The 12,211-nt window shown below is 35.7% G+C and carries 12 protein-coding genes; 11 read left to right on the forward strand and 1 reads right to left on the reverse strand.

Annotated elements, in window-relative coordinates:
• The first annotated feature begins 214 nt into the window (after positions 1 to 214).
• Together HUS24_RS00450 and HUS24_RS00455 are read left to right on the forward strand one after the other, a co-directional pair.
• Entirely contained in the window at positions 215 to 1,414 is a 1,200-nt protein-coding gene (locus HUS24_RS00450) for an MFS transporter (protein WP_173910116.1), read from the forward strand.
• A 204-nt stretch (positions 1,415 to 1,618) separates the two neighbouring features.
• Entirely contained in the window at positions 1,619 to 2,227 is a 609-nt protein-coding gene (locus HUS24_RS00455) for a glutathione S-transferase family protein (RefSeq protein WP_173910117.1), read from the forward strand.
• A gap of 570 nt (positions 2,228 to 2,797) precedes the next feature.
• On the opposite strand, the gene HUS24_RS00460 is transcribed toward HUS24_RS00455, so the two are convergent.
• Positions 2,798 to 3,028 (reverse strand): hypothetical protein, encoded by a 231-nt coding sequence (locus HUS24_RS00460; RefSeq protein WP_173910118.1) that lies wholly within the window; start codon positions 3,026 to 3,028, stop codon positions 2,798 to 2,800.
• 540 nt (positions 3,029 to 3,568) lie between these two features.
• On the opposite strand from HUS24_RS00460, the gene HUS24_RS00465 reads away from it, so the two are divergent.
• From HUS24_RS00465 to HUS24_RS00505, 9 genes are all read left to right on the forward strand, one after another.
• Positions 3,569 to 4,582 (forward strand): GTP-binding protein, encoded by a 1,014-nt coding sequence (locus HUS24_RS00465; RefSeq protein ID WP_173910119.1) that lies wholly within the window; start codon positions 3,569 to 3,571, stop codon positions 4,580 to 4,582.
• A gap of 59 nt (positions 4,583 to 4,641) precedes the next feature.
• On the forward strand, positions 4,642 to 5,172 hold the full coding sequence (locus HUS24_RS00470) for a YaeQ family protein (protein ID WP_173910120.1): 531 nt from the start codon (positions 4,642 to 4,644) through the stop codon (positions 5,170 to 5,172).
• Between the two features lie 49 nt (positions 5,173 to 5,221).
• Positions 5,222 to 5,560 (forward strand): FKBP-type peptidyl-prolyl cis-trans isomerase, encoded by a 339-nt coding sequence (locus HUS24_RS00475; protein ID WP_173910121.1) that lies wholly within the window; start codon positions 5,222 to 5,224, stop codon positions 5,558 to 5,560.
• Between the two features lie 468 nt (positions 5,561 to 6,028).
• Positions 6,029 to 8,017, forward strand: a complete 1,989-nt coding sequence (gene pgaB, locus HUS24_RS00480; protein WP_173910122.1) for a poly-beta-1,6-N-acetyl-D-glucosamine N-deacetylase PgaB — start codon at positions 6,029 to 6,031, stop codon at positions 8,015 to 8,017.
• A gap of 10 nt (positions 8,018 to 8,027) precedes the next feature.
• On the forward strand, positions 8,028 to 9,290 hold the full coding sequence (gene pgaC / locus HUS24_RS00485) for a poly-beta-1,6-N-acetyl-D-glucosamine synthase (RefSeq protein ID WP_173910123.1): 1,263 nt from the start codon (positions 8,028 to 8,030) through the stop codon (positions 9,288 to 9,290).
• A gap of 20 nt (positions 9,291 to 9,310) precedes the next feature.
• A complete protein-coding gene (gene pgaD / locus HUS24_RS00490) occupies positions 9,311 to 9,721 on the forward strand; it encodes a poly-beta-1,6-N-acetyl-D-glucosamine biosynthesis protein PgaD (RefSeq protein ID WP_173910124.1) in 411 nt (136 codons plus the stop codon).
• 102 nt (positions 9,722 to 9,823) lie between these two features.
• Complete coding sequence (locus HUS24_RS00495; protein ID WP_173910125.1) at positions 9,824 to 10,957, forward strand: acyltransferase; 1,134 nt, start codon at positions 9,824 to 9,826, stop codon at positions 10,955 to 10,957.
• 95 nt (positions 10,958 to 11,052) lie between these two features.
• Positions 11,053 to 11,688, forward strand: coding sequence for a hypothetical protein (locus HUS24_RS00500; protein ID WP_173910126.1), 636 nt, complete (start codon positions 11,053 to 11,055; stop codon positions 11,686 to 11,688).
• Positions 11,689 to 11,738: 50 nt separating this feature from the next.
• Complete coding sequence (locus HUS24_RS00505; RefSeq protein WP_173910127.1) at positions 11,739 to 12,191, forward strand: hypothetical protein; 453 nt, start codon at positions 11,739 to 11,741, stop codon at positions 12,189 to 12,191.
• Positions 12,192 to 12,211: the final 20 nt, after the last annotated feature.

A 12,211-nucleotide genomic window follows, 5' to 3' on the forward strand; every position in this document is an offset into this window, starting at 1 on the left:
TTTTATCGCTTTATTTTGATCCCAATTAAACGAATACAGATCTATATCTAGATAAATGCAGTCAGATATTTTATGGATTTTTAGTTAATGAGAATTAAATGAATAGGATTTATTGAGTGTTTTTAAGAATGATGTCAGAGAAAAAAAGTATTTATTAAGTTGAAAATGATTTCTTACAATCAGACCAAACGGAGTCTATCGTTTGGTTGCAGGGATGAATACAATTAATTTAGTTCAGAATGATAAGTTATGGAATAGAAACTTTATTTTATGCATATTTAATAATTTATTTTTATTTACTTACTACTTTGCTTTTTTAACGATTTTACCTGTTTATATTTTAAAATCTTTAGGAGGCTCGGTTCAACAAGCGGGTTTGGCACTGACTCTTTTTTTAGTGTCATCTATTGTGGTACGTCCATTTTCGGGTTTAATCATTGAAAAAATAGGCAAGAAACTGGCTTTTCGAGGTTCTGAATTGCTGTTTGTTGTCTGTGCTTTTACCTATCTTTTGGCAGATAGTTTATGGATTTTATTGGCAGTGCGTTTTATTCATGGGATTTGGTTTAGTATTTTAACCACAGTTGCTGTGCCTATAGCCAACGAGTTTATTCCTGAAGATCGTAAAGGCGAGGGCATGGGTTATTTTGTCATGTCAACCAATTTGGCTGTGGTATTTGGCCCGTTGATTGCTTTAACTATTTTACAATTTAGTGATTTTATAACTGTTTTTCAGGTATTAACTGCGATTATTTGTATAGGTTTTTTGTTCTGCCTCGTTATTCCTGTACCTTCTAATTTCACGATAAAACTCAATAACAATGAGACCAATTCTCGTCTGAAACTTACAGATATTATTGAAAAACGAGCGATTCCAATTGGTTGTGTGGCGTTGCTGGTTGCTTTTGCTTATTCCAGTGTTATGAGTTTTATTACTGCATATGCCGAAGTACAAAAATTACTGCACTATGTGAGTTTATTTTTTATTATTTTTGCATTGGCAATGATTGTTGTACGTCCTTGGGTCGGTAAAATTTATGATCGTAAAGGTGCAAGTGCTGTGATTTATCCATCTTTTGTATCTTTTGCTATTGGATTAGTCATAGTCAGTTTCGCAGACTCGCAATGGGTTTTATGGTTAGCAGCAATATTTATCGGTATAGGTTATGGTTCGCTATTTCCATGTTTTCAAACTGTTGCAATACAAGCCGTACCCAAAGAACGAATGGGGCATTCCATTTCAACTTTCTTTACTCTGTTTGATTTTGGAATGGCTGTAGGCTCTGTGATCATGGGCTTGATTATTGCTTATTTAGGTTATCAATTTACTTATCTTTTTTGCGCAGTGGTGATTATGTTGACAATGTTTTTATATAAAATGAGCGTGGCACAAAAATTAACTTTGTTGAAGTAAGAACTCTACTTATCTCTAGCTGAAAATATCAATTCAATTTATAGGTTATAGGCAGAATATTTAGGAATGAAAATCACACTATACTTGCAACACCATGAACGGGTTAGATTAGTATAATTTTTGTTGTTGGCAGCATAATTTAATATTTTAGAGAGATGTTTTTATTATACTGAGAATACACAATATAAAAATGGATTGAAAATAATGAAACTCTATACAAATGTACAATCTCGCGGAAATACCATTTTACCTTTATTGATTGAACTTGGAATTGAGCCTGAAGTTGAATTGGTACAAATTGATTATGCTTATATGCAAGAAGCAGAATATCTTAAAATTAATCCTATGGGGAAAGTTCCGTGTTTGATTGATGCTGATTCGGTTATTTCAGAGACACCTGCTATTTTTGCTTATTTGGCGGATAAATATATTGATCGTGGCTTTGCTCCAGCTTTGGATGATCCTAAACGGGGTGAATACTTGAAATGGTTATTTTTTTGTCATGGTCCATTAACAGAACTGATGGATATTAAAAGTTTAAATGTTACATCTGAGCAAATTGAAGCTCGTCGTCGTAGTTTAAGTATGGGAACAGAGCAAGCTGTTTATGATTTTATCAAACAAGGTTTGAGTCAAGCGAAACCGTATTTGTTGGGCGATAAAATTTCTGCTGCTGATTTATATTTAGCTTATTGGTTAGTCTTTGCGATTTCTTTTAAAATTATTCCTTATTTAGATGAGTTTAGACCATTTATTCAGCTAATCCAGCAGCGTGATTCCGTAAAAGATGTACAATGGTTTCAAGCTATATAATAACATTCTTGGAAAATAACATAATATAAGTGGTTTGTTTTCGATGGAGTTTTACATCTAAAGTTTGTATTTAGGGACTAGCCACTGCGTCTTGCGCTTCGTCAAAGTATACTTTGACTTGCTCAGACTCGACCTACTCTTAAGAAACGATGTTTCTCATTCGGCAAAATGAGCAGTGAAACTGCGCAAGAAAACCACCTTGCGGAGCATTGCTCCTCACCACAGAACTCGACAAATACCGTAAATTGATTGATGTATTGTAAAAATATGATCAATTATTAGTAGTCCTGTCTCGGACAATTGCGGATGACGTTTTTGCGTCTCAATTTATGATTGGAAGCAAAAATTCATTTCAAAAATATATTATAAAATTTTTATTGATTGGTATAAGTAGTGAGTAAAATATAGTCATCATTCTTTTGAAACACTACCACATCATTTACTAAAAATAGATGGTTATAAATGTTAAGTATGTAAAAGAAAAAAGACCAAATCGCAGCATGATTTAGTCTTTTTCCTAAATTAAGTGAACTTAACTTAAATTGTTATCTTGAGAGAGATAATCAAATCTTATTGATTTGCTTGTGGAGCAGCTGGTGCTGAACCTTCAGCAGCACTTTCAGTTGCTGGTTGTTCAGAAGTTGGTTGAGCAGCAGCAGAAGCATCTTCAGTTGTCGCAGATTCTTGAGTTGAAACAACTACTTTTTCAGCTTCATCAGCCGCTTGTTCAGTTGCAGCAAAAGAAGCAGTTGCAGCAGTTAGAGCAAAAGTAGTCGCTAAAAGAGTTTTAACTAAATTCATGATCGGCATCCTTATTCATTTAAAAATAACGCCCAAGATTTTTACATTGTCGAGTTGATTAATTGAGTGACAACAATCATTGGGAACGGAAATAATGCTAAGCGGTGATAAAAAAATAGGCAACCTTATGAACAAAGGAAAACAGTTTGAGTTACGCAACAGATATAAAAATCCAACTTTTGTGTGATTATTGTGAAAAAACCTCCATTTTCCCTACTCAAAATGTGTGAAAATATGAAAAATTGCTCAAAAAATAATCTAAAAATTTACTTAGAATCAACATAAAATAATTAATTGCTGCTATTTTTTAATTTTTATTTAAGAATGTCTTCAAATTTTTTAGATTGATGTATTTTTAAAAAATCAATAAAAATTAATCGCTTAAATTAATTTCAAGTATCAGTTTGAGATTTTTTATGATAAAAAATAATATCTTAGTTATATTTTAAGATTTTATGTGCTTTGTTTATATGATTATCTGCAAAATTAATTCTAAACTAGGCTTTGATCCCTAAGTTTTTCTTCATTGAGTGTGTCCCTGTGAAAATTATTGCGAGTGTAGCAGTTAAAACCCACATCATTTCTGGATTTTTAGGTGCTGGAAAAACCACCTTGTTACAACATGTTTTGAAACAAAAACCTGAACATGAAACATGGGCGATTTTGATGAATGAGTTTGGGCAAATTGGTATAGATCAACAGTTATTGCCCAGCGATCAAGGTTATGAAGTTAAAGAGTTGCTCGGTGGTTGCTTATGTTGTGCAAGTCAGTTACCGATGCAAATTGCTTTGTCACGGTTGATTCAAGAAAAAAAACCAGATCGTTTATTTATAGAACCCACTGGTTTGGGGCATCCTGCACAGTTACTAGAACAACTGACTGAACCGCATTGGCGATCTCAAGTAGATATGCGGGCTTTGGTTACGGTGATTGATGGTTCACGTTTGCATGACGTTGAATGGGTTTCACAAGAGTTGTATCAAGATCAAATCAAAGCAGCACAAATTGTGGTGGTTTCACATGTGCAAAGTATGTCGGAAGTTGATCAACGTGTGTTGAATGATTTAAAAGATGAGCATTTTACCCATATTCAAAACTGGTTAATGGCGGAACAGGGCAATATTCAACTTGAACACATTGATGTTGCTCATCAAGGCATGCAACGGAAAATTGTGCCGTTGATTCAGGTGCAAAAGCAATTTTCAGACAATGAGCTTTTGCCTGAAATTAAACAATTGCCATATCATTATGTTGAGTCTTCAAATGGTTATACCGTTGCTGGTTGGAAATTTTCTAAACGTTGGCAATTTAACTTCTATGATCTCTTAGATGTATTATGTGAACAAAAAGATTGGTTAAGAATCAAAGCAATATTGAATACTGATCAAGGTTGGATGACGTTTAATTTTAATCCAGAACAACTTAACTATAAATCAGGCACAGAAAATATTGATAATCGAGTTGAAGTAATTACCCAGCAAGATCGGGACTGGGAAAATTTTGAGGCTGCATTATTAAATTGTCGGATTGATTCAGTAGAAAAAGCACAGTAATTCTCTGGGAAATCTTATAGACTAGCGCCATATTGACGAACTTGAATTTTGGATTGTTCATGGCGCTAAAAGCAACGATTTATAAGGCAGATTTAAATATTGCCAATATGGATGTACATCAATATGGTGATTATCAACTCACGATGGCGTTACATCCTTCTGAAACGATCGAGCGTTTGATGGTACGTGTTTTGGCATTTGCTCGTTTTGCCAGTGAAGACTTGGAGTTTACCAAAGATTTATTTGAAACTGATGAGCCTGCATTGTGGGAAAAAGATTTAACAGGTCAACTGGTTCAATGGATCGAAGTAGGTCTACCTGATGAAGATAAAGTTAAAAAAGCAGCAGCACGTTGTAAAAATGTCGCAGTGATTGCTTATGGTTCTGCGGTTGCAGAATGGTATAAACGCAGTTCAAAGTTAAAAACATTGTCCAATGTGCAAGTTTGGCAATTGTCTGAAGCGACTACTGAAGCAATTCAACAACTTTGTGAGCGTACGATGCAATTGCAGCTGAATGTGATGGATGGTGAATGGACATTGATTGGTGATCATGCCCAAGCGATGATCGAGTGGACACAGTTACAGTAAAATCAATCAAGATTAAGTTAAATAAAACATTTAAACGCGGAGCAAAGTGATGACAGCTGAGTTAAAAATTATCGATTTAGTGGTGGGTGAAGGGAAAGAAGCCGTTAAAGGTGCTTTAATCACTACACATTACACAGGTTGGTTAGAAGATGGCACTAAGTTCGACTCTTCACTTGATCGTGGTAACTATTTTGAAACTGTGATCGGTACGGGGCGTGTGATCAAAGGTTGGGATCAGGGAATTATGGGAATGAAAGTGGGCGGTAAGCGTAAACTGATCGTTCCTGCTCATTTGGCGTATGGTGATCGTAAAATGGGGAATATCATCCCTGCGAACTCAAATTTGATTTTTGAAATTGAATTATATGATGTAAAAACACGTGATTAAGCATGTGATTTCATTTTGAGATTATAAAAACTCTGAGCATGGCTTGGAGTTTTTTGTTTTGCTAATTTGAAAATTTAAAGAATTTAAAATAAGTAAGCAAATAATAAAAATAAGGAGTTTTGTTATGCGATGTAATGCTGAGAAAAGCAAAAACAAGTTGTGATTTTTCTAAAAATAAAAAAGAAAACAAATGATTAGGTGAAGTTTTTTTCGCCACTTATGATATCGAAGAGCGTGCAATCAACACAAAACTTTAATTTTAATATTCATTTCAGGATTATACCTTATAAAATACGTCATTAAGAATGTTTGCCTGATGATTTGAGTTTTTGTTTAATTTACTCCCATTTTATGTTTTAGCACACTGTTAAATGATGAAAGTTAAGATTGCGCTTAAATATAAACTCAACCAATTGATAATACTCATTAATCAAGAAAACATCCATAAAATCAATGAGCTGAAAATTTATGTTAAATCGTTTTTCTACACCCATCTTTGCGTGTTTAACTTTATTGGCTACTTCCATGAGTATGATGTCACATGCAGAAACGCTGAAACCCGATAGAAATTTACTCACCATCATTGGTTATCATGAGATTACGGATCATGAACGAGCATTGATCCCACAATATGCAATTAAATCCAAACAATTTGGACAGCAGATTAAGTCATTAAAAAAAGATGGCTTCAATTTTATTAGTGTGGATCAATTGATCAAAGCCAATCAAGGCCAATATAAATTACCTAAAAAACCATTATTGTTGACTGTAGATGATGGGTATCAAAGCTTTTATAAATATGCTTATCCCATCGTTAAGGAAAAGCGTATTCCTGTAGTGCTGTCTGTGGTCGGTTCATGGATTGAAACACAAGATAAACAGGTGAGTTTCGGTGATCAAAAAATTCCACGCAGTGATATTTTGACATGGGCTGAACTTAAAGAAATGCAAGACAGTGGCTATGTCGAGATCGGCAACCACAGTTATGATTTGCATCGTGGGATTTTAGGTAATCCGCAAGGCAATTCTGAGCCTGCGGCAACCACACGTTTGTATTCTCCAGAAACAAAAAGTTATGAATCTGATCAAGCGTATGCAGGTCGAATTTATCAAGATTTAAAGAAAAATAATGAGTTATTGCAACAACATGGCATCCGTAGTCCACGTGTGATGGTTTGGCCGTATGGGCAATACAACATGAAAACAGTGGAAATCGCCAATCAATTAGGCATGCCGATTACCATCACTTTGGATGATGGCAGCAATGATGTAAAACAGTCTTTAAGCCATTTAAATCGAATCTTGGTGGAAAGTGATACAACACGAGAAGATTTATTGGCAGACATTCGAACCCGTGAAATGGGTTTAAATGACAATAATCGTCCACAGAAAATCATGCATGTCGACCTAGACTATTTATATGATGCTGATCCTGCACAAGAAGAGAAAAATATCGGATTGTTACTGGATCGTATTCAAGCCATGAAAGTCAATACGGTTTATTTACAAGCCTTTTCTGATCCTGATGCAGATGGTTCGGCAGATATGGTGTATTTCCCGAATCGTTATTTGCCGATGCGTGCTGACTTGTTCAACCGTGTCGCATGGCAAATTCAGTCGCGTACTCAAGTCAATCGCTTGTATGCTTGGATGCCACTTTTGGCATGGCAATTACCTGACAAAAATCCTGTATCCAAACATTTGGTAGCAACGCAGCAAGCTAAAAAATCTGATCATTTAAATATGGGCTATCATCGTTTGTCGCCATATTCTCCTGAAGCACGTGAAGTGATTCGTGGGATTTATGAGGATTTAGCCAAGTCTTCAAATTTTAATGGTATTTTATTCCATGATGATACGACTTTATCCGATTATGAAGACACCAGTGACTATGCATTGGCTGCCTATAAAGCTGCAGGCATTTCTACTGACTTAGATGCAGTACGTAAAGATGATGAGCAATTGCAAAAGTGGACTGCATTTAAAACCAAAACCATTGATGATTTTGCGATGCAAATGGCAGACCAGATTCGCTATTATCATCCATATCTCGTGACCGCTCGTAATATGTATGCACAAGTTGCACTGAATGCATATTCGGAAAATTGGTATGCGCAGTCCTTAGAGCAATCTCTAAATCGTTATGACTTTACTGCGATTATGGCAATGCCATATATGGAGCAAGTGGAAGATAAAGAAAAGTTTTTTAACGATCTTGTGAAGCGAGTGAAGTCATATCCAAATGGACTAAAGAAAACTGTATTTGAGCTGCAAGCAACCAATTGGAGAAATAATCAGGCTGTTCCAACACAAGAGATGGCAGATACGATAAAATCGCTTTATCAGCAGGGGGCAATGCACATTGCCTATTATCCTGATGATCCTTTTAAAAACCATCCAGACCCTAAAATGATGCGAGAAGTGTTTGGCTTAAAAACCAACCGTCTGGTTCCATGATCGTATTTTTATGAAATTTTTACAGCATTTTTGGCATATGGCTTTGGATTTTGTGTTTTTTTATCCACTCTTCATGTCATATCTTTGGATGATTGGGGCAGTTATTTTCTATCAAAAAGAAAAGAAAGAGCCACCTTATGATCAACCTAACCCACTGCCTACTTATCCAAAAGTGGCAGTGCTTGTCCCATGTTTTAATGAAGAGGACAATGCAGAAGAAACTTTAAGCCATGCACTTCAGTTGAATTATCCTGATTTTGAAGTGATTGCCATTAATGATGGGAGTTCAGACAATACAGCACAAGTTTTAGATGCTTTGGCAGCAAAATATGAAAAACTACGTGTGGTACATTTGGCGCATAATCAAGGTAAGGCGATGGCATTACAAGCGGGCAGTTTACTCACCGATGCTGAATATCTGATCGGCATCGATGGAGATGCTTTGCTTGATCCACATGCTGCAATGTGGATGGTACGTCATTTTCTGGCAGATAATTCTGTCGCTGCCGTGACAGGAAATCCGCGTATTCGTACACGATCAACTTTACTCGGACGTATCCAAGTAGGCGAGTTCTCTTCGATTGTGGGGTTAATCAAACGTGCGCAACGGACTTTTGGTCGTTTGTTCACGGTGTCAGGCGTGATTACCGCTTTTCGTAAAAGTGCTGTGCATGATGTGGGCTATTGGTCACCAAATGCATTGACAGAAGACATTGATATTACTTGGAAATTACAGCGTGCTGGTTGGAATATCCATTTTGAGCCGAATGCGTTGGTGTGGATTCTGATGCCTGAAACTTTAAATGGTTTATGGAAACAGCGTTTACGTTGGGCGATGGGTGGGGCACAAGTCTTAATTAAAAATATAGATGTTGTATTTAAACCTAAGCTCAATTATCTTTGGCCACTGATTTTGGAGTTGGTACTGACCTTAGTGTGGTCGTATCTGATGCTTGCTGTTGCTATAATTTGGTTATTGCATTTTATCTTTCCAATTTCAGGTTTAAGTCAAACTGCAAGTTCGCCATTTTTACCATATGGCAGTGGAATTCTTTTAGGTTTGAGTTGTTTACTTCAGTTTGCTTTAAGCAAATGGATGGATAGTAGATATGAACCAAATCTTTTAAAGAATTATTATTGGATGATTTGGTATCCCTTTGTTTTTTGGTTAATTACCTTAACAGCAAGCATCGTCGCATTTCCGAAAGTTTTACTGCGTGGTAGTGGTAAACGTGCCCGTTGGATTAGTCCTGATCGAGGAATGCGCTCTTAGGCATTTAGAGTATTGGTAAAATGAAATCAAATCTGATTATCGACTTACGTCAACAATTACCTTGGCATAAACGCTATTTATCAAATACCTCAACTGCAATGTTATGGGGTGTTTGGATATTGTTATGGCGTCCGCTCTTGTTATTGATCGGGGTACTCGGCATCCAAAAGCCACATATTGTGAACAATATTATCTCTGCTTTTACACTAGTATTGCAGCATGGTCTTATCGCACTGATGGTGTGTGCATTAAGTTTATTATTATGGAATCGTTTTATTCCTGCAAAAACACCGAGCCAAGCGCAAAGTAAGGCTGTATCTGATTATGCTGAACATTTTGCTTTAAATGTGCAACAGATTGAAGCTGGCCGTCAGCAGAAAGTCAGTACAGTTTATCATGATGAAAATGGGAAAATTATTTCTATTCAGTAAACGTAAGAGTAAAAAATCCCACATTTTAGTGGGATTTTTTATTTGACTTGAATGTATAAATGCAGTGGATGCAAGAGGTAAAAGATTCATGGTTAATTTCACATGCAAAAAATAAATTCGGCTGAGAGCATTCGTGGCTTGGCATGTTTAGCTGTGGTTTTGTCACATTTAAGTTTAAGTTTTATTCCTTATTTACATCATTTTGATGCCAATGATATTGCCAATAATCAACTGATTTATGCCATTCACCATTCACCTTTTGCATTTTGGTATTCAGGTACGGCTGCCGTTTTTATTTTTTTTGTGCTGAGTGGTTATGTCTTAAGTTATGCGATCTGCAAGGTGCCTGAGCAGATTACATTTAAACTTAAAAATATGTGGATTAAACGCTATCCACGCTTGATGATTCCTGCATTGATTTCCTGTTTGATCATTTGGCTTGTTTTTAATACGATTCAGATAGATAGCAGTCAAGTGGGGGGGTGGCTACAAGCTTATGTCACGCAAGATTTCTCACTGAAAACGGCAGTTTATGAAGGAACCATAGGCTCTTTTTTGTTTGCGGAAAGTAGTATCAATTGGGTACTTTGGACGATGACAATTGAACTACTTGGTTCATTTACACTATTTATTTTAATTTATTTAAAACAACTGCATACCGCTATTTTTGTGCTGGGTTCAGTGGCTTTTGCAGGTTTGGCACTGTGGTGGCGAGGTGAAGGCTTTTTTTATGGTATTTCTAGTTTTATCATCGGCATGTATTTTTATTTTTATGGTCGTCAAATTCCGCTGTTTATTGCCATTATCTTATTGATCTTTGGATTGTATCTGGCTGGTGCGCATAATAGCAGTTGGTCTTATGCTTGGTTATATGCGCAGATTGGTGAAAGAACTTATGAATATAGCAATTTTTTTGCAGGTATTTTCATTGTTTATAGCATTTTAATGAGTCAAGCGTTATCTCGTTTTTTAGACAAGCCCGTGTTGATTTGGTTAGGGAAATTATCTTTTTCTGTGTATTTATTACATTTGGTTTTGATGTATTTAATTTGCATTCCTGTGTTTAATTTATTGTTAAATTTAGGCGCAAGTTATCTATTTTCTGTCGTCTTGGCATCGTTGATTTTTATTGCGGTGACTTTATTTGTTGCAGCGTTTTATAGTCATTATGTTGACCAATTGGCGATGACAAGTAGCCAGAAATTAGCGAAATATTTACTCAAGCCGAAGGTGTAGAGAGTTTTTGTATTGTTTTGCTATAAATCCTCGTTGATTCAGTGGTTATTGGCTTAATATTAAGTCTATGATTAAAATAAGTAATTATGAAGAAGATGAAAAAATATCTCATAGTGATTATGGGCATGATCTGTAGTTTTGGACATGCCGATGCAAATATAAAATTTGAAACACTTCAATCTCATTCACAACTGAGTAAGGTGTGTAAACAAGATGCGCTTGATGTATTTAAACCGAAAACTTATTCACTCAATGTTGGAAAAGTCACTTTAAATAGCTACTCGTGTATTCGTCAAAAGCATGATAATCCTCAATATTATTCTGCTTATGCACTTAAGTTTGCGTCAGGAAAACAGTTGTTTTTCTATGATCAAACTACTGATGCGAGTGCTTATGTGGATATTGATGCATATGCAGTTGGTTCGTCCATTGTGGTATTTGACAATATGAATGAGCGTGGGGGAGACCTGATTTTAATCTGGTTGCAGGATGCGCAACATGTATATTCTACAAAAATCCCTTATATGACTTCTGATGAGGGCAGTGTGGATGTCGCTGTTCAAGGTGAAAATATTATTTTACAAAAGAAAGTCTATATCGGTGATGACCATCAGGCGCAAGTAAAGTTTAAAAAAGTAGGGCAAGCCCTTGTACTCAAAAAAGAAAATACCAAAGGTTTAACTTACTCTTCAGGTCATGTAAAAAACTTCCAACATGAAGCATTTAGGTAGGATAATAAATAAGCTGATGTGATAAAACTAAATCAAGTGGAGCTTTAAATATGAAAATGCTGCTGGTTTTGATTATTGTAATGATCGTGATTTTTTTAGTGTATAGAATGATCACTACTCAGCAAGTTTCCAAATTTAAACCTTCGACCTTTAAAGCGGTCAAAGATGCGACTCAGCCCAAAACCCAAACTACAAAAATCGAACCGATGGCATTTAACGATGAAGAGCAATTGTTATTTGATGATGTGGCAAAATTACTATTTGAACAGCAATTACAATGTACGCAACTGACGCAAGCAGAACTAATTCAACAACAGTTTTTAAGTAAAATGCCTGCCAAAACGGACAGTCAAATTGGTGAATTTGATTTAGATGAATGGTGTATCTACTGGAATTATCGTCATCAATCTTTAGAATATTATGTCGGTAAATATGGAATTTTTTATACACATGTCGATCGTCATGGAGTAGAGCATAAGGCAGAGTTTAAAACAACGGTTTGATTTTAAATTATATTTTAAAG

The organism is Acinetobacter sp. Marseille-Q1618, from assembly GCF_902809855.1.
GTDB lineage: Bacteria > Pseudomonadota > Gammaproteobacteria > Pseudomonadales > Moraxellaceae > Acinetobacter.